The sequence below is a fragment of the Streptomyces sp. ASQP_92 genome (genome assembly GCF_025399895.1).
Taxonomy (GTDB): Bacteria; Actinomycetota; Actinomycetes; order Streptomycetales; family Streptomycetaceae; genus Streptomyces.
In genome coordinates, this window is the sequence record NZ_JAODUA010000010.1 from 217,916 (window position 1) to 236,624 (window position 18,709).

Annotated in this window: 13 protein-coding genes; 10 read left to right on the forward strand and 3 right to left on the reverse strand. The window is 71.7% G+C overall.

Annotation, left to right across the window (positions count from 1 at the left end; genetic code table 11):
- Positions 1–92 precede the first annotated feature (92 nt).
- The 3 genes from N4G70_RS22135 to N4G70_RS22145 all read left to right on the forward strand — a co-directional run bounded on the left by N4G70_RS22135 (position 93) and on the right by N4G70_RS22145 (position 4,398).
- The gene (locus N4G70_RS22135; protein WP_261714417.1) at positions 93–734 is read left to right on the forward strand and encodes a hypothetical protein; all 642 of its coding nucleotides are present in this window, start codon (positions 93–95) and stop codon (positions 732–734) included.
- Positions 735–948: 214 nt separating this feature from the next.
- Positions 949–1,125, forward strand: a complete 177-nt coding sequence (locus tag N4G70_RS22140) for a hypothetical protein (RefSeq protein WP_261714418.1) — start codon at positions 949–951, stop codon at positions 1,123–1,125.
- 213 nt (positions 1,126–1,338) lie between these two features.
- The gene (locus N4G70_RS22145) at positions 1,339–4,398 is read left to right on the forward strand and encodes a helix-turn-helix transcriptional regulator (RefSeq protein ID WP_261714469.1); all 3,060 of its coding nucleotides are present in this window, start codon (positions 1,339–1,341) and stop codon (positions 4,396–4,398) included.
- Positions 4,399–4,404: 6 nt separating this feature from the next.
- Here N4G70_RS22145 and N4G70_RS22150 read toward each other — a convergent pair whose 3' ends face one another.
- Complete coding sequence (locus N4G70_RS22150; protein ID WP_261714419.1) at positions 4,405–5,568, reverse strand: sorbosone dehydrogenase family protein; 1,164 nt, start codon at positions 5,566–5,568, stop codon at positions 4,405–4,407.
- 184 nt (positions 5,569–5,752) lie between these two features.
- A complete protein-coding gene (locus N4G70_RS22155) occupies positions 5,753–6,766 on the reverse strand; it encodes an aldo/keto reductase (protein ID WP_261714420.1) in 1,014 nt (337 codons plus the stop codon).
- A 74-nt stretch (positions 6,767–6,840) separates the two neighbouring features.
- Between N4G70_RS22155 and N4G70_RS22160 the strand changes: the two genes are divergently transcribed.
- The 7 genes from N4G70_RS22160 to N4G70_RS22190 all read left to right on the forward strand — a co-directional run bounded on the left by N4G70_RS22160 (position 6,841) and on the right by N4G70_RS22190 (position 17,488).
- Entirely contained in the window at positions 6,841–7,782 is a 942-nt protein-coding gene (locus N4G70_RS22160; protein WP_261714421.1) for a 2-hydroxyacid dehydrogenase, read from the forward strand.
- Positions 7,783–8,173: 391 nt separating this feature from the next.
- Positions 8,174–11,041: a bifunctional diguanylate cyclase/phosphodiesterase gene (locus tag N4G70_RS22165; RefSeq protein WP_261714422.1), complete on the forward strand. Its 2,868-nt coding sequence runs from the start codon at positions 8,174–8,176 to the stop codon at positions 11,039–11,041.
- A gap of 227 nt (positions 11,042–11,268) precedes the next feature.
- On the forward strand, positions 11,269–13,137 hold the full coding sequence (locus N4G70_RS22170) for an acetolactate synthase large subunit (protein ID WP_261714470.1): 1,869 nt from the start codon (positions 11,269–11,271) through the stop codon (positions 13,135–13,137).
- A 26-nt stretch (positions 13,138–13,163) separates the two neighbouring features.
- Positions 13,164–13,691, forward strand: coding sequence for an acetolactate synthase small subunit (gene ilvN, locus N4G70_RS22175; RefSeq protein ID WP_120721229.1), 528 nt, complete (start codon positions 13,164–13,166; stop codon positions 13,689–13,691).
- 107 nt (positions 13,692–13,798) lie between these two features.
- Positions 13,799–14,800, forward strand: coding sequence for a ketol-acid reductoisomerase (ilvC, locus tag N4G70_RS22180; RefSeq protein ID WP_261714423.1), 1,002 nt, complete (start codon positions 13,799–13,801; stop codon positions 14,798–14,800).
- 420 nt (positions 14,801–15,220) lie between these two features.
- Positions 15,221–16,813 (forward strand): phosphoglycerate dehydrogenase, encoded by a 1,593-nt coding sequence (gene serA / locus N4G70_RS22185; protein WP_261714424.1) that lies wholly within the window; start codon positions 15,221–15,223, stop codon positions 16,811–16,813.
- Between the two features lie 90 nt (positions 16,814–16,903).
- Positions 16,904–17,488, forward strand: a complete 585-nt coding sequence (locus tag N4G70_RS22190) for a TetR/AcrR family transcriptional regulator (RefSeq protein WP_261714425.1) — start codon at positions 16,904–16,906, stop codon at positions 17,486–17,488.
- A 21-nt stretch (positions 17,489–17,509) separates the two neighbouring features.
- Here N4G70_RS22190 and N4G70_RS22195 read toward each other — a convergent pair whose 3' ends face one another.
- Positions 17,510–18,670: a CdaR family transcriptional regulator gene (locus N4G70_RS22195; protein WP_261714426.1), complete on the reverse strand. Its 1,161-nt coding sequence runs from the start codon at positions 18,668–18,670 to the stop codon at positions 17,510–17,512.
- Between the last annotated feature and the right edge of the window lie 39 nt (positions 18,671–18,709).

Below are 18,709 nucleotides of genomic sequence, written 5' to 3' on the forward strand. Positions count from 1 at the left end.
CGCGAACGGGGCGGGCGGGCGGCGGGCAGTGCGGGCGGGGCGTTAAGGAAGCTCTCAGCGGGCTCTCAGAAACGGCACCTAGCGTGCCCGGCATGAACGCCACCCCCGCCACGCCGAAGACCGACGCGAAGACCGACGCGAAGACCGACGCCGAGACCGCGCCCAAGGACGCCTCCACCGAGCGCGCGTCCACGCAGGGGGCAGTGACCACCGAGCCCGTCGTCGACACCCCCGAGGCCCCCGACATCGAGGACGCCCCGCTCGACGACGGCCTGGAGGACCGGGACCCGCGCGACGACGAGGACGGACTCGACGCGGAGGCCGCCCCCGCCCGGGCCGGGTTCGGCGCGGGCGCCGCGGCCGTCGTCTCGGGCGCGCTCGGCGCGGTGTCGCTGAGCGGCACCTGGATGGGCAAGACGCTCTCCGAACGGGCCACCCTGATCGGCCAGATCAAGACCTCCCAGGGCGGTACCGCGGCCGAGCAGATCCAGCAGATCTACGGCAACTCCTGGCACACCACCGCCCTGGTCAACGGCGTCTTCGCGCTGCTCGCCCTGGTCGTCGGCGCGGTCGTGCTCGCCCGGCCCGCCTTCGGGACGCCGGGCCGTTCCGAGCAGCCCGGGTGGGTCAGGGCCGTCGCCCTGGCCGGAGTGGTCCTCGGCGTCATCGGCCTGCTGATCTCGGCCGGCATGTACCTCGACCTCTTCGCGGCGCTGCCCAGCACCAAGGGCTGAGGCACCCGGCGCCCGCCTAAGGCGTCGACACCCCCGCCTTAGGCGGCCGCGGTCCACCATGCGGACCGCCTAAGGCACCGCCTCCTTACAGATGCGGCACTCTCCCCATGCGCGGGAGGCCCCTGGGAGACGAGAGTTGAGGCATCGCAAGGGGCCCGGAACACCGGGCCGAAGCGAAGCGCCTCGACCGGGGCCACACCCAAGGAGTGCCGAGATGTTCGACTACGAGATGCACAAGACCCACGAGGCCGAGCTGCTGCGCCGCGCCGACCGGGAGCGCCTGGTCGGCCAGGCCCGCCGGGCGGCCCGCCGCTTCGGCCGCCGCAGTGGCGACAACGGGCCGGAGGGGCCGGTGAGTTCACCGAGGAACCGGTTCGTACGGGCCGCCTGACGCCCGGCCGCCCGCGATGACCACCACCCCGCCCCGCCCCGATACCACCCGGCCGCCGCGATGACGACCATCCCGACCCGTCCCGACACCATCCCGCCTCGCCCCACCCCCACCGACCGGACCCCGTCCCCGGCCGTGGCCCCGACCTCCTCCGGGGCCGCCTCCCCAGCCGGGGACGGACCGTCCGGCAGCGCGTTGTCACAGGCCTGTGCGATGCTCACCAGCGTGGAGACCAGGTCAGTCAGTCCCGTGTTCGTCGGCCGCGCCGCCGAGTTGCGGACATTGAACGAGGCTCTCGCCCGCGCCGCGGCCGCCGGGGGAGAGCCACAGGCGCTGCTCGTCGGCGGCGAGGCGGGCGTCGGCAAGAGCCGGCTCGTCGAGGAGTTCACCGACGCCGCCCGCCGGTCCGGCGCGGTGATCGCCGTCGGCGGCTGTGTCGAAGTCGGCGCCGACGGGCTGCCGTTCGCGCCCTTCTCGGCCGCGCTGCGCGCGCTGCGCCGACAGCTGCCCGACGAGCTGGCGGCCGCGGCCGACGGCCAGCAGGAGGAGCTGGCCCTGCTCCTTCCCGAGCTCGCCAGGACGAGCCCCGCCACCTCTCGCGAAGACGGCACGGCGCGCCTGTTCGAGCTCACCGTGCGGATGCTGGAGCGGATCGCCGCGGAGCGCACCGTCGTCCTCGTCCTCGAAGACCTGCACTGGGCGGACGCCTCCACCCGCCATCTGCTCGCCTATCTCTTCCGCACCCTGCGGCGCGGCCGCCTGGTCGTGGTCGCCACCTACCGCGCCGACGACATCCACCGCCGCCACCCGCTGCGCCCCCTGCTCGCCGAGCTCGACCGGCTGCGCAGCGTGCGGCGCATCGAACTTCCCCGCTTCACCCGGGCCGAGGTCCACCACCAGCTCACCGGAATCCTCGCCGCCGAACCCGAACAGCGCCTGGTGGACGAGATCTTCGAGCGGTCCGACGGCAACGCCTTCTTCGTCGAGGAACTGGTCGTCGGCCGCGACCCGGACGGCACCTGCCCCGATCTCAGCGACTCGCTGCGCGATCTGCTCCTTGTCCGGGTCGAGGGCCTGCCCGAGGACGCCCAGCGCGTGGTGCGCATCGCCGCCGAGGGCGGCTCCACGGTCGAGTACCCCCTGCTCGCCGCGGTCGCCCGGCTCAGCGAGGACAAGCTCATCGAGGCGCTGCGGGCCGCCGTCGGCGCGAACATCCTGCTGCCCGCCGCGGACGGCGACGGCTACCGCTTCCGCCACTCCCTGGTCCGCGAGGCCGTCAGCGACGACCTGCTGCCCGGCGAGTCCTCGCGCCTGAACCGCCGCTACGCCGAAGCCCTGGAAGCCGACCCGGCGCTGGTCAGGCCGGACGAGCAGACCACCCGGCTCGCCACCTACTGGTACCACGCGCACGACGCGGCCAAGGCGCTGCCCGTGGTGCTGCGCGCCGCCGTCGAGGCCCGCCGCCGGCACGCCTACGCCGAGCAACTGCGGCTCCTGTCACGGGCGATGGAGCTGTGGGACACCGTGCCCGAGGAGATACGCCAGGGGCTCAGACCCCTCGATCACGCGGGCTCCTACCCGGCCTGCGGCTGCGCCCCCGAGAACCCGGCGTCGCTGCGCTACCTCGACCTGCTGGCCGAGTCCGTCGAGGCGGCCCGGCTCTGCGGCGAGCGGGAACGCGCCCTCAAGCTCACCAGGAAAGCGCTGCGGCTCATCGACGCCGAGAGCGCCCAGCCCTCGGGGAGCGACCCGCTGCGCGCCGCCTGGTTCTGGATCCAGCGCTCCCGCCTGGTGCAGAACCTGGGGCGCGGCGACGGCTGGACCGAGCTCGCCACCGCCCAGGACCTGGTGCGCGGCCTCGCGCCGTCCGCCGTGCACGCCGAGGTCCTCGCGACCGCGGCCGGCTGGCGGATGCTCCACAAGCCGGGACCCGAATCCCTGGTGGCGGCCGAACAGGCCGTGGAGTACGCCCGGTTGGTGCGCACCGAGGAGATCGAGCTCAACGTCAAGCTCACCCTGGGCAGCCTGATGGTCGACTCCGGCTCGGTCGAGGAGGGCATCGCCACGATGCGGGCGGTCATCGACCGCTCCCTGGAGATAGGCCTGGTCGGCGAGGCGACGCGGGGCCATGTGAACCTCTGCTCCGGCCTGGAGGCCGTCGGCCGCTCGGTGGAAGCCGTACGCGTCGCGGACGACGGGGTGCGCCTGGCCCAGAAGTACGGCCTGCTGGACAACGAGGCCTGGGTGCAGGCCAACCGCGCCGAGTCCCTGTTCAACCTCGGCCGCTGGGAGGAGGCCGCCGACTGCGTCGAGCGGGTCCAGCGCACCGCCGTGAGCACCAAACCGCTCGGCAACGCCCTCATGCGCCAGGCCGACATCGCGTTGCTGCGCGGCGAGTTGGAGGCGGCGAGGACCTCGCTCGACGACGCCCACGCCGCGTTCGGCAAGTACGACCCGATGGCCCAGCACGCCATCCCGCTCGCCCGGATCGGGCTCGGCGTCGCGGCCGCACAGGGCCGCATCGACGAAGCCCGCGCCGAGCTGGCCCGCGCCGTGGAGCCCGGCTTCCCGCCCGGCACCCAGCGCTACGGCTGGCCGCTGCTGGCCGCGGCCGCGGCGATGGAGGCCGATGTGCGCGGGCTCCCCTCGGCCCGGCCGGGCAGGGCCGCCGCCCTCGACCTCATCCGTACGGCCGCCAAGAGGCTTCCCACCGGCGTTCCCTGGTGCGAGGCGTTCGCCCTGGTCGTCGCCGCCGAACTGGAGCGCGCGGAGGACCGCGACGCGGCGGCCCGCTGGGAAGCCGTCACCCAGGCGCTGCGGCCCGCACAGCGCCCCTACGACCTGGCCCTGGCCTGTCACCGCTGGGCCGCGGCCCAGCTGGCCGAGGGCGGGGACCGGGAGACGGTCGCGGCGCTGCTGCGCCAGGCGCACGCCGAGTCCGAACGCCTGGGCGCCCGACCGCTGCGCGAGCAACTGGAGCTGCTGGCCCGCCGGGCCCGCCTGTCGCTGACCGCCCCGGACCCGGCCGGGCCCGAGGAGCAGGCCGAACCGGCGGAGGCGCTCGGTCTCACAAGCCGCGAACAGGACGTGCTGCGCCTGGTCGCGGCCGGTCACAGCAACCGGCAGATCGCCGAGGAGCTCTACATCTCGCCGAAGACGGCGAGCGTGCACGTCTCCAACATCCTGGCCAAGCTGGGGGTTTCGGGCCGGGGCGAGGCGGCGGCGCTGGCCCATCGCCTCAATCTGTTCTCCGGGCAGCCGGCGCGGGGCTGACGCCGCTCAGGTGACGTCCAGCTCCAGGACACGGTCGTCGCCGGGCCTCGGGGTGCCGCGCGAGTCGGTGTTGCTGGTGAGCAGCCAGAGCTTGCCGGTACCGGCCGCGAGGACGGTGCGCAGCCGCCCGTACCGACCACCCAGGAAGGCCTCGGGGGCGGCGAGCGGCTTGGTGGCGTCCAGCGGGACGCGCCACAGCCGTTCGCCCTTCAGTGATGCCATCCACACCGAGCCGCTCGCGAACGCGATCCCGCTGGGTGAGGCCTCGGTCGTCTTCCACTGGGCGACGGGATCGACGTACCCGGGCTTGTCGCCCCGGCCCTCCACCACGGGCCAGCCGTAGTTCTTGCCGGGCTCGACCAGGTTGAGCTCGTCCCAGGTGTCCTGCCCGAACTCCGAGGCCCACAGCCGGTTCTCGCCGTCCCAGGCGAGGCCCTGCACATTGCGGTGTCCGTAGGAGTAGACCAGCGAGTCCGCCTCCGGATTGCCGTACGCGGGCTGCCCGTCGGGCGTCATCCGCAGAATCTTCCCGGCCAGTGACTTCTTGTCCTGGGCCAGCCCCCGGTCACCCGTCTCGCCGGTCCCGGCGTACAGCATCCGGTCCGGCCCGAAGGCGATCCGGCCGCCGTTGTGGATGCTGCCCTTGGGGATCCCCCGAAGAATGGTGTCGGGTGCCCCGAGCTGCTGGCCCTCGGGCCGCTGCGGGTCGTAGTTCATGCGGGCGATGCGGTTGTCGGACTCGGTGGTGAAGTACGCGTAGAGCAGGTGGTCGGAGGCGTACGTGGGGGACAGGGCGAGCCCCAGCAGCCCCGCCTCGCCCTGGTGGGCCACCCCGGGCACGCTGCCCACGGCGGTCTTCTTGCCGGTTGCGGTGTCGACGCGTACGACGGAGCCGTCGTCACGGGAGCCGATGAGGAGGCCGCCCTCGGGGAGGGGAGCGATGCCCCAGGGCGACTTCAGACCGTCCGTGACGGTTCTGGCCACCTTCACCGAGCCCTGGGCGGGCGGCAGTTGGGGGCGGGGGGAGGCCGAGGCGGGAGCCGTGGCGGAGGGGGTGCCCTGGCCTTCGGGGTGGGTGGGTCCCGAGGAGCAGCCGGCCGTGAGGACGAGCGTGGCTGCGGCTGCGGCTGCGGCTGCGGTCAGGGCGGTTGGCCCTGTGGTTCGTCGCACGGTTCTGGTTCCCTTCGCCGGGGGTCGGTGCGGGTCCATTCTGGCGGCCGGGCGGAGGGTCCCGGCCGTGCCGCTCGCGCAGTTCCTCGCGCCCCTTTCAACCCCGCTTTCGGCTGCGGGTCGTGGTTGCTCCTCGCGCAGTTCCTCGCGCACCCCAGCCCCTTAAGTCCCCGGGACGGGGCGGTCAGTCGCGGGCCGGGGGGAGGGTGGTCAGTTCTTTGAGGTCTGGTGGGGTCAGGGTGAGGGCTGCCGCGCGGGCGTTCTCGCGGACCCACTCCTCCCGTTTGGCGCCCGGGACCGGGATCACCTGGCTTCCCAGGCGCAGCAGCCAGGCCAGCGCGATCTGCGCGGGGGTCGCCCCGTGGCGTTCCGCCACTCGACGCAGGCCCGCCACCACGGGCTGGTTGGCCGCCATCATCTCCGCCGTGAACCGCGGGTGGCGGGCCCGGATGTCGTCCGGTTCGAAGCCCTGGCCGGGGGTGAGCGTGCCGGTGAGGAACCCGTTTCCCAGCGGCATCGCGGCCAGCAGGGAGACCCCGCGGGCGGTGCACCACGGCAGCAGCGTCCGCAGCGCCTCGCGCGACCAGATCGCCAGCTCCGCCTGCACGGCCGCGACCGGGAACACCTGCTGCACACGGTCGAGCAGCCGCACCGTCTCCTCGTACCGGCCCTCGTGCAGCCCGTGCACCCCGGCCCCCGGCGCGGTCCGGCGCACCGCCCGCGCGCCCATCGCGCTCAGCCCGAGCGCCCGTACCTTGCCCGCCGTCACCAGCTCCGCCATCGCTCCCCAGGTCTCCTCGACGGGGACCTCCGGGTCGACGCGGTGCAGCAGGTACAGGTCGATGACATCGGTGTGGAGGCGGCGCAGCGAGGCGTCGCAGGCCCGACGCACGTACCCGGGGCGGCCGTTGGCGACCACGTGCTGGTCGACGCCGACGAGCAGCCCGCATTTGGTGGCCACGAACGCCTCGTCCCGCCGCTCCTTGAGCACCCGCCCGATCAGCAGCTCATTGGTGAACGGGCCGTACATGTCGGCGGTGTCCAGCAGGTTCGAGCCGGTGTCCAGGGCGGCGTGCACGGCCCGCAGGGAGCGTTCGAGATCCTGCTGGGAGCGGCTGTAGCCCCAGCTCATCGGCATGCAGCCGAGCCCGATCGCACCCGCCCGCAGGGCCCCCGCCCCGATTGTCCTGCGCTCCACCTGGCCGGATCCCTCCCTCGTCGCTCCCCAAACTAACCTCTGGCCCCCCGAGCCCTTCGCATAGCCTCCTGACCATGACTTCCGACGTGTGGATCCCCTTCGACCCGGCCGACGTACCGGGCCTACCCGACTCGCTCGCCTACCGTTTCTGGGACGGCGGCCCCGACTATCCGGCCGACCCCGCCGACTGCGTGTTCTACGTGGTCCCGTACATGAAGCCGTCCGAGATCGCGATCCGCCCGCTCGCCGCCATGACCGGTCTGCGCGTGGTGCAGACGCTGACCGCCGGCATCGACCACGTACAGCCCGGCATCCCGCGGCTGCCGCCCGGCGTACGCCTGTGCAATGCCCGCGGCGTGCACGAGGCGTCCACCGCCGAGCTGACCCTGACCCTGGTCCTCGCCTCGCTGCGCGGGATCCCGGGGTTCGTCAGGGGACAGGAGAAGCAGGAGTGGCGGTCGGGTTTCTATCCCGCGCTCGCCGACAAGTCGGTCCTGATCGTGGGGTACGGGTCGATCGGCGCCGCCATCGAAGACCGGCTCGCGCCCTTTGAGTGCGCGCGGGTGGCGCGCGTCGCGCGCTCATGGCGCACTACGGAGCGCGGTGACGTGCACGCCTTGACCGATCTGCCCGAACTGCTCCCGCACGCGGACGTCGTCATCGTCTCCACGCCGCTCACCGAGCAGACGAAGGGCCTGGTGGACGCCGCGTTCCTGGCCCGCCTCAAGGACGGGGCGCTCCTGGTGAACGTCGCGCGCGGGCCCGTCGTGGACACCGGCGCGCTGCTCGCCGAACTGGAGTCGGGCCGCCTCCACGCGGCACTGGATGTCACCGACCCCGAACCGCTGCCCGTGGGGCACCCGTTGTGGCATGCGCCGAATGTCCTCATCAGCCCGCATGTGGGCGGTTCGAGCTCGGCTTTCACGCCCCGCGCCAAGCGTCTGCTGGCCGCTCAGCTCACCCGCTTCGCGGCCCGGGAGCCGCTCGACAACGTGGTTCTGACGACGGATCAGTAACGCTCCGGAGTGAATCAAGTGCACCCGGTGCCCTGCCGATTGCGCGCTGTCACTGAGCGTACAGGGACTATGTCCCTGAGTGACGAGACTGGTGTATCGTCCCGACCGGGGGCCGGCGCCGTGCGTCTACGGCGCGGGAGCGATCACTGCGAGGGGGGCGACGGGCGATGCACGGCCAATGGACGAACGATCCGACGCGGCGGAACCACCTGCGGCATCCCCGCCGCGCGCACCGCGCGACACCGCACCGCGGTGGAGCGGCGACCACCGGGGCGATAAGCGGCACAACGACGAACGGCGCACAAAAGCACGGTCCACGGGCCGGAGATATCAGCACCCGGCTCCGGCCGGGCGGGACCCCGGTGCGGCTCCGGTGGCGTGGAGCGGTCCGGTGAGCGCGCCGGGAGCGATTCTGACCCGGCCCCCCCTCTCCGGAGGCGGCGGCCCCTGCATGGTGTCCCCCCTGGTGCTCGCACTGATCTGTGCCGGATATGCCACCGGCGCATTCCTGGGCTGGGGCTCCTCCGAACTCGCCCAGATCATGGGCGACTTCGGGCTCTCCTTCGCCGCCCTGATCGCGGCGATCTCCTGTCTGCGCTACGCGCGCGGCGGCGCGACCGGCAGCGAGAGCAGCTTTCGCCCGGCCTGGCTGCTGTTCTCCTTCTCCTCCGCCATGGCCGCCTGCGGCAACGGCGTCTGGGGCTGGTACGAGGTGGTGCTGCGGCGGGAGATGCCGATGTTCTCGGCCGCCGACTTCTTCTTCCTCTGCTTCGCACCGCCCGCCATCGTGGGCCTGCTCGTTCTCGCCAAACGCCCTGTCACCAGGGCGGGTTGGGTCTGCCTGGCGCTCGACTCCTGGCTCATCGGCGGCTCGCTGCTCACCTTGTCCTGGAGCCTGGCCCTCGCCAGCACGGCCCGCGAGGGCGAGGGCGTGGCCCACGCCACTCTCACGCTCGCCTATCCGCTGCTCGACATCGTGCTCGTCAGCATGGTGCTCGCGCTGCACTTCCGGCGCTCCTCGGCCAACCGGTCCGCGGTGAACACCGCCATCGCGGCGCTCGCCCTGACCGTCCTGTGCGACGCCCTGTTCACCTCGCCGCTGCTGCGCGAGCACTACCGCTCGGGCCAGCTCCTGGACGCCGGCTGGTTCGCCGGCTCCCTGCTGCTCGCCTACGCGCCCTGGGGCGCCCGCAGGCTTCCCCCGGCGCCGCCGCGCAGGCCCGCCGTCGCCCCCCGGGGCGCCCGCCCCTCCGCCGTGCGACCCCGCCCGTACTCCCAGCCGGCCACCCGGCCGCTCGCCAGCTCCCTGGCCGCGCTCACGCCGTACCTCGCGGCCGCCGTGTGCACCCTGGGGATCCTCTACAACGTCATCGAGGGCCACCGGGTGGACCGGATGGTGGTCTTCACCGGGTGCACCGTGGTGCTCGCCCTGGTGATCCGCCAGGGGATCATGCTGCTCGACAACATCGCGCTCACCCATGAACTGGCCCAGAAGGAGAACCACTTCCGCTCCCTGGTGCAGGGGTCGAGCGACGTCATCATGATCGCCGCGCCCACCGGAATGCTGCGCTACGTCAGCCCCGCCGCGGCGGGGGTCTACGGGCGGGACGCGGAAGAGCTGGTCGGCTCCGAACTGGCCTCGCTCATCCACCCGGAGGACCTGGGCCGGGTGGTGCACGAGGTGCGCCGGTTTCTGGCGGCGCCGCCCGCCGAGGAGCCCACGACGCGGATCGAGTGCCGCTTCAAGTCGGGGACCGGCGAGTGGCTCAACGTCGAGTCGACCGTCAACCGCCATCAGGGCGGGCTCATTCTCAACAGCCGTGACGTGACCGAACGGGTGCGCCTGCAAGCCCAGTTGGAGCACAACGCCGAGCACGACCCGCTGACCGACCTGCCCAACCGCGCCCTGTTCACCAAGCGGGTGCGCAAGGCGCTCGGCGGTCGCCGCAGCTCCGACCCCGGCACCGCCGTGCTCTTCATCGACCTCGACGGCTTCAAGCAGGTCAACGACACCATCGGCCACCAGGCCGGCGACGAACTGCTCATCCAGGCCGCCCGCAGGCTCCAGGAGTCGGTACGGGCCGGCGACACCGCCGCCCGGCTCGGCGGCGACGAGTTCGCCGCCCTGATCCTCGGCGACGGCACCCGCGACCCGGCGGCCCGCGAGTACCAGGTCAGGGAGATCGCCGACCGGCTGCGCCTCACCCTGTCGCAGCCGTACCAGATCGACGGCAACGATGTCCGGGTCGCCGCCTCCATCGGCGTCGCCTTCGCCGAGCCGGGCGTCGGCGCCGGGGAACTGCTGCGCAACGCCGACCTCGCGATGTACCGCGCCAAGAAGGGCGGCAAGAACCGGGTCGAGCTGTACGCCCCGCAGATGCAGGCCGAGGTGGTCCGCAAGACCGAACTCGCGGGCCGTCTGCGCACCGCCCTGAACGAGGGCGAGTTCGCGATCCTGCACCAGCCCGTCGTCGACCTCACCACCGGCGAGGTCTTCGCCGTCGCGGCCCAGGCCAGGTGGAGATCGGCCCAGGGCATCCTGTTCACCCCGGCCGAATTCCTCCGGGTCGCCGACGAGAGCGAGCGCGCCGCCGAGCTCGGCCGCTGGCTGCTCGAAGAGGCCGTGGAGCTGGCCGCGGAACGGATGCGGGCCGGTCACACGGCGCCCGTGTCGGTCCGCCTCTCGGCCCGCCGGCTGCTCGACAAGTCCATGCCGCTCGGCTCCGTGGAGGCTCTGCTGGCCCGGCACGGGCTGCCCTCCGGCGCGCTGATCATCGAGCTGGCCGACAGCGACCCGAGGATCTCCTTCGACGAGCTGGAGCGGCGTCTGGTGAGCCTGCGCAGAGCGGGCGTACGCATCGCGCTCGACGGGTTCGGCAGCGGCTACGCGGCGATCAACGCGCTGCGCCGGCTCCCCATCGACCTGCTGAAGCTGGACCGGGGACTCGTCGAGGGCGTCGTCGAATCGGCCCGACTGCACAAGATCACCGCGGGGCTGCTCCGGATCGCCTGCGACCTCGGCATGGAGTCGGTGGCCGACGGTGTGGACGTACCCGAGCAGGTCCTGGCGCTGCGCGCCATGGGGTGCACCCACGGGCAGGGCATGGCGTTCTCCGGCCCGCTGGACGAGTTCCGGCTGCGGCGGGCCCTGCGGCGGGGGGAGTACCCGGTGCCGGGCGGGGCCGCGCTGCCCGTGCTCAGTGGCCGGAGCGGACCCCTGCTCGGCTCACATAATGAGACGCCCGTCCCACCTACTTGACACCACCTGCGCGCCGGGGGGAGGGTCAATGCCATGCGCACCCGAATTCTCGTACTTGGAAAGCGCGTCGGCTGAAGCGGGGCCCCATGCAGGCTCCGCAGACCGCACCCGACGCGCTCCCCTCGCTTGCCTCACGGCACGAGGGGTTTTTTGTTGCACTGGCACCCCTCAAGCACCACCGCGATCTCGACCACACCACCGCGAACACCCTGAGCTTCGAGAAGAGAATGCCGATGACCGAGCAGGCCACCGGGGCCCACCATCCGCAGCCGCGGCCCCGTAACGGCGGACACCAGTCCGCGACCGTTGAGCACGTCACGGGCGCGAAGTCCCTCATCCGTTCTCTCGAGGAAGTCGGGGCGGAGGTCGTGTTCGGGATCCCCGGCGGCGCCATCCTCCCGGCGTACGACCCGATGATGGACTCCACCCGGGTCCGCCACGTCCTGGTCCGCCACGAGCAGGGCGCGGGCCACGCCGCGACCGGATACGCCCAGGCCACCGGCAAGGTCGGGGTCTGCATGGCGACGTCGGGTCCCGGTGCCACCAACCTGGTCACGCCGATCGCGGACGCCCACATGGACTCGGTGCCGCTGGTCGCGATCACCGGTCAGGTCTCCTCCCAGGCGATCGGCACCGACGCCTTCCAGGAGGCGGACATCGTCGGCATCACGATGCCGATCACCAAGCACAACTTCCTGGTCACCAAGGCCGAGGACATCCCGCGCACCATCGCCGAGGCCTTCCACATCGCCTCGACGGGCCGTCCGGGCCCGGTCCTGGTCGACATCGCCAAGGACGCGCTCCAGGCGCAGACCACGTTCTCCTGGCCGCCCGGCACCGACCTGCCCGGCTACCGCCCGGTCACCAAGCCGCACGCCAAGCAGATCCGCGAGGCGGCCAAGCTGATCGTGTCGGCCAAGCGCCCCGTCCTGTACGTCGGCGGCGGCGTCCTGAAGTCCGGCGCGACCGCCGAGCTGAAGGTCCTCGCGGAGCTCACCGGGGCGCCCGTCACCACCACCCTGATGGCGCTCGGCGCCTTCCCCGACAGCCACCCGCAGCACGTGGGCATGCCCGGCATGCACGGTGCGGTCACCGCCGTCACCGCCTTGCAGAAGTCGGACCTGCTCATCGCGCTCGGCACCCGCTTCGACGACCGCGTCACCGGCAAGCTGGACAGCTTCGCGCCGTTCGCCAAGGTCATCCACGCGGACATCGACCCGGCCGAGATCGGCAAGAACCGCGCGGTCGACGTCCCGATCGTGGGCGACGCCCGCGAGGTCATCGCCGACCTGATCCAGGCCGTCCAGGCCGAGTACTCCGAGGGCCACAAGGGCGACTACACCGCCTGGTGGAAGGATCTCGAACGCTGGCGGGAGACCTACCCGCTGGGCTACGACGAGCCCCACGACGGCACGCTCTCCCCGCAGCGCGTCATCCAGCGCATCGGTGAGCTCGCCGACCCCGACACCATCTACGCGGCCGGTGTCGGCCAGCACCAGATGTGGGCCGCCCACTTCGTCAACTACGAACTCCCCGCCACCTGGCTGAACTCGGGCGGCGCCGGAACCATGGGCTACGCGGTCCCGGCCGCGATGGGCGCCAAGGCCGGTCAGCCCGACCGCATGGTCTGGGCGATCGACGGCGACGGCTGCTTCCAGATGACCAACCAGGAACTCACCACCTGCGCGCTGAACAACATCCCGATCAAGGTCGCCATCATCAACAACGGCGCCCTCGGGATGGTCCGCCAGTGGCAGACCCTGTTCTACAACCAGCGCTACTCCAACACGGTCCTGCACTCCGGCCCGGAGGACGGCATCGCCGAGCAGGGCAGGCCCAGCGGCGGCACCCGCGTCCCGGACTTCGTCAAGCTGTCCGAGGCGATGGGCTGTTACGCGATCCGCTGCGAGCGCCCCGAGGACCTGGACAAGGCCATCCAGGAGGCCAACTCGATCAACGACCGCCCCGTCGTGATCGACTTCATCGTCCACGAGGACGCCCAGGTGTGGCCGATGGTCGCCGCCGGCACCTCCAACGACGAGGTCATGGCCGCCCGCGGAGTCCGTCCCGACTTCGGCGACAACGAAGACGACTGAGAGCTGTAGGAAGAGGTAAGAGGCTCATGTCCACCAAGCACACGCTCTCGGTCCTGGTCGAGAACACCCCCGGCATCCTGGCCCGGATCGCCGCCCTTTTCTCCCGCCGCGGCTTCAACATCGACTCGCTCGCGGTCGGTGTCACCGAACACCCCGACATTTCCCGCATCACCATCGTGGTCAATGTCGAGGACCTGCCCCTGGAGCAGGTGACCAAGCAGCTCAACAAGCTCGTCAACGTCCTGAAGATCGTCGAACTCGAGCCCGGCGCTGCGATCCAGCGCGAGCTCGTCCTGGTGAAGGTGCGTGCCGACAACGAAACGCGCTCCCAGATCGTCGAGATCGTCCAGCTGTTCCGCGCCAAGACCGTGGACGTCTCGCCCGAGGCCGTGACCATCGAGGCCACCGGCGGGGCCGACAAGCTGGAGGCGATGCTGAAGATGCTGGAGCAGTTCGGCATCAAGGAGCTCGTCCAGTCCGGCACGATCGCCATAGGGCGCGGCTCCCGGTCCATCACGGACCGTTCGCTGCGCGCCCTGGACCGCAGCGCCTGAGCCCCGCCGACCGGGCCCGACCCGCCCGCATCGCGAGACTCACCCATTCCTCACTCATCCCCACCGATACGGTGGACGCAACACCAGCACACCAAGGAGATATCCCAGTGGCCGAGCTGTTCTACGACGACGATGCCGACCTGTCCATCATCCAGGGCCGCAAGGTCGCGGTGATCGGTTACGGCAGCCAGGGCCACGCCCACGCGCTGTCGCTCCGTGACTCGGGTGTCGACGTCCGTGTCGGTCTGCACGAGGGCTCCAAGTCCAAGGCGAAGGCCGAGGAGCAGGGCCTGCGCGTGGTGACGCCGTCCGAGGCGGCCGCCGAGGCCGACGTCATCATGATCCTGGTTCCGGACCCGCTCCAGGCCCAGGTCTACGAGGAGTCCATCAAGGACAACCTGAAGGACGGCGACGCGCTGTTCTTCGGCCACGGCCTCAACATCCGCTTCGGCTTCATCAAGCCCCCGGCCGATGTGACCGTCGCGATGGTCGCGCCCAAGGGCCCCGGTCACCTGGTGCGCCGCCAGTACGAGGAGGGCCGCGGCGTTCCGTGCATCGTGGCCGTCGAGCAGGACCCGCAGGGCAACGGCCTGGAGCTGGCGCTCTCGTACGCCAAGGGCATCGGCGGCACCCGGGCGGGCGTCATCAAGACGACCTTCACCGAGGAGACCGAGACCGACCTGTTCGGTGAGCAGGCCGTGCTCTGCGGCGGCACCGCCGCGCTGGTCAAGGCGGGCTTCGAGACGCTGACCGAGGCCGGCTACCAGCCGGAGATCGCCTACTTCGAGTGCCTCCACGAGCTGAAGCTGATCGTGGACCTCATGTACGAGGGCGGCCTGGAGAAGATGCGCTGGTCGATCTCCGAGACGGCCGAGTGGGGCGACTACGTCACCGGCCCGCGGATCATCACCGCCGACACCAAGGCGGAGATGAAGAAGGTCCTCGCCGAGATCCAGGACGGCACGTTCGCCAAGAACTGGATGGAGGAGTACCACGGCGGTCTGAAGAAGTACAACGAGTACAAGACCCAGGACTCCGAGCACCTCCTGGAGACCACCGGCAAGGAGCTGCGCAAGCTCATGAGCTGGGTGCAGAACGACGAGGCGTAAGCCTGCCGTCAGCGGGGTCGGGCACGGTATCCGTGTCCGACCCCGCTGGTATCGCACGACCCTGGACACCACGTCCAACCCCCATCGGGTGATCCTGCCTTCACGGCGGAGAACCCTCGGGGGAGCGGCACTACACTGCTCGACAACACATATACGCGTCAGGCCCACAGCGTCGTGCGTCTTCCACGCGGTACAAGCGACCCCGAGGAATTGCAGGCACGCCCCCACGCCGCCCGGCACGCGCCCTCGCCGCACCGGCCCAAGGCCCAAGTAGCTCCGCTACGAGGACCTTCGTCCGGCACACCGAGAGCACGCACCGAACGACGCGGGAACGCACCCGAAATTCCCCGGCGCCGCTTCCCCCTCCACCGCCTGCGGCCGTCGGGACGGCCGTCCGCAAAGGATTCAGTGAGGACCCACGTGAGCTCGAAACCTGTCGTACTCATCGCTGAAGAGCTGTCGCCCGCCACCGTCGACGCCCTCGGGCCGGACTTCGAGATCCGGCACTGCAACGGAGCCGACCGCGCGGAACTGCTGCCCGCCATCGCCGGTGTCGACGCGATCCTGATCCGCTCGGCCACCAAGGTCGACGCGGAGGCCATCGCCGCCGCGAAGAAGCTGAAGGTCGTCGCCCGCGCGGGAGTTGGCCTCGACAACGTCGACGTCTCCGCCGCCACCAAGGCCGGCGTGATGGTCGTGAACGCCCCGACCTCCAACATCGTCACCGCCGCAGAGCTCGCCTGCGGCCTCCTGGTCGCCACCGCGCGCAACATCCCGCAGGCCAACACCGCGCTCAAGAACGGCGAGTGGAAGCGCAACAAGTACACCGGCGTCGAGCTCAGCGAGAAGACCCTCGGTGTCGTCGGCCTCGGCCGCATCGGCGTCCTGGTCGCGCAGCGCATGTCGGCCTTCGGCATGAAGATCGTCGCGTACGACCCCTATGTGCAGCCGGCCCGCGCCGCCCAGATGGGCGTCAAGCTGCTCTCCCTCGACGAGCTGCTCGCCGTGGCCGACTTCATCACCGTGCACCTGCCCAAGACCCCCGAGACGCTCGGCCTGATCGGCGACGAGGCGCTGCACAAGGTGCAGCCGCACGTGCGGATCGTGAACGCGGCGCGCGGCGGCATCGTGGACGAGGCCGCCCTGTACTCCGCCCTCAAGGAGGGCCGGGTCGCGGGCGCGGGCCTCGACGTCTACGCCAAGGAGCCCTGCACGGACTCCCCGCTCTTCGAGCTCGACCAGGTGGTGTGCACCCCGCACCTGGGCGCCTCCACCGACGAGGCCCAGGAGAAGGCAGGCATCGCCGTCGCCAAGTCCGTACGCCTGGCCCTCGCGGGCGAGTTGGTGCCGGACGCCGTCAACGTCCAGGGCGGCGTGATCGCCGAGGACGTCAAGCCGGGTCTGCCGCTGGCCGAGCGTCTGGGCCGGATCTTCACCGCCCTCGCGGGCGAGGTCGCGGTGCGGCTCGATGTCGAGGTGTACGGCGAGATCACCCAGCACGACGTCAAGGTGCTCGAACTCAGCGCGCTCAAGGGGGTGTTCGAGGACGTCGTCGACGAGACGGTCTCCTACGTCAACGCGCCGCTGTTCGCGCAGGAGCGCGGCGTCGAGGTCCGCCTGACCACCTCCAGCGAGTCGCCCGACCACCGCAATGTGGTGACCGTGCGCGGCACCCTCTCGGACGGCGAGGAGGTCTCGGTCTCCGGCACCCTGGCCGGCCCCAAGCACCTCCAGAAGGTCGTCGCGATCGGCGAGTTCGACGTGGACCTGGCGCTCGCCGACCACATGCTCGTGCTGCGCTACGAGGACCGTCCCGGCATCGTCGGCACCGTCGGCCGCGTGCTCGGCGAGGCCGGGCTCAACATCGCCGGCATGCAGGTCGCCCGTGCGGAGGAGGGCGGCGAGGCGCTCGCCGTGCTCACCGTGGACGACACCATCCCGCCGAACGTGCTGGCAGAGGTCGCCGAGGAGATCGGTGCCAACTCGGCCCGCTCGGTGAACCTGACCGACTGATTCCCCCGCTCACGCGGCCCGTACCCGGCCCGCGGACCTCCGTAGACGCTTGTCTTAGACGGATGTCTGTATGCCGGGTACGCTGCTGTCATGGGACACCGTGAGGATCTGCTCGAAGGCGCCAAGCGCTGCCTGCTGGACAAGGGGTTCGTGCGCACCACGTCCCGCGACATCGTCAAGGAGTCGGGGACCAACCTCGCCTCCATCGGCTATCACTACGGGTCGAAGGACGGGCTCCTCGCGGAGGCGTACATCGCGCTGGTCGAGGGCGTCTCGGACGCGTTCGACGCCACGCCCGCCTCGACCGAGACGGCCCCCGGCTCGCTCGAACGGTTCCAGGAGGTCTGGACGAACATCATCGCCACCATGGCCCAGCCGGGTTCGCTGTGGCGGCTCAGCATGGAGATCGTCGTCATGGGTGACCAACTCCCGGGCGTACGCGACCACTTGGCGCAGGCGCAGCGCGAGGGCGCGCGCGGCATCATCCCGATGCTCATGGGCGGCGAGGAGTCCGAGGTCGAGGAGAAGAGCGTCGACACCCTCGGCAAGTTCTATATGACGCTGATGATGGGGCTCATCGCCCAGTGGACCTTCGACCCGGCGACGGCCACTCGTGCAGAGGAACTCACCGAGGGTCTGCGCCAGGTGATGGCCGCCGCGCGCGGCGAGTCCTGAGGCCCGCACGGCCTGCGGTCCCTACAACCGCGCTGCCTTCAGGGCCATGTGCAGCAGCAGCCGGTCCTCGCCCCGGTCGAGGTCGAGGCCGGTGAGGTGCTCGATGCGCGACAGGCGGTAGTAGAGCGTCTGGCGGTGGATGCCGAGCGCCGCGGCCGCGCGTGCAGCCTGGCCCGCGTTGTCGAGGAACACCTCGGCGGTGCGGGCGAGTTCGGTGTGGCCCGGGCTCAACAGGCCGCGGACCGCGGGGTCTTGGGGGGCGCTGGTCGCCAGCGCGGTCAGGATCCGGTAGGGGCCGATCTCCGACCACAGTGCGACCGGGCCGAGCCGGGGCTCGGCAAGTGCCGCCCGGACGGCGGACGTTGCCTCCCGGTGGGCGAGGGCGAGGTCGGCCAGACCCCGGCGGGGCATCGCCACCCCGGCCGCCGCCGCGCCGCCCGCCTCCCCGCGCAGCCGCTGCGCCGCGGTCCTGGCCGGCGCGAGCGCGTCCGCCGACCGCAGCCGCACCAGCGCCGCCAGGGCGTGCCCGGCGCCCGCGCCGCCGGCCGGCCACGGCACCGTGCACACCGCCGCCGCCCCCGCCACCGTACGGACCGAAGGCGTGTCCTCGCCGGGCCAGGGGGCCACGCAGACCAGCACGTGCAGGCCCTCCGCGTCCGGGCCGAGCGCGCTCTGGAGGGCGGCCGTCGCCGTGTCGCGCTGCCAGCCCCCGTCCGCCGTGAGGACCGCCCGGAACTCGCGCGTGAGGTCCGCCCCGGCCTGCGCCTCGTCCGCGAGCAGCGCCCCGATCCTGGCGGCCACCTCCATCGCGGCGGTGAGCTTGTCCCCGGCCGGCCCCGGCTCGGCGTCGAGCAGCCAGACGTAGCCCAGAGCGATGCCCCGGTGGCGTACCGGAAGGCAGATCCGGCCGCGCAGAACACCCGCGTCGGGCGCGGCCGGGATGCGGACGGGGCCGGTGGCGCGGGTGATGCCGAAGCCCTCGAACCAGGTGCGCACGGCGGGGGTCGACTTCCTGGTCAGGATCGAACGGGTGCGGACCGGGTCCATGTCCAGGTCGTCGTCGGAGTCGTGCGCGCCGAAGGCGATCAGCCCGAAATCCCGGTTCTCCAGCGTTGCCGGGGCGCCGAGCAGCGCCGAGATCTCATCGACCAGGTCCTGGTAGTCGCCCTTCACACCCGCCATTCTCGCTCATCGCCCGGGCCGCTTCAGACATGTGTATGA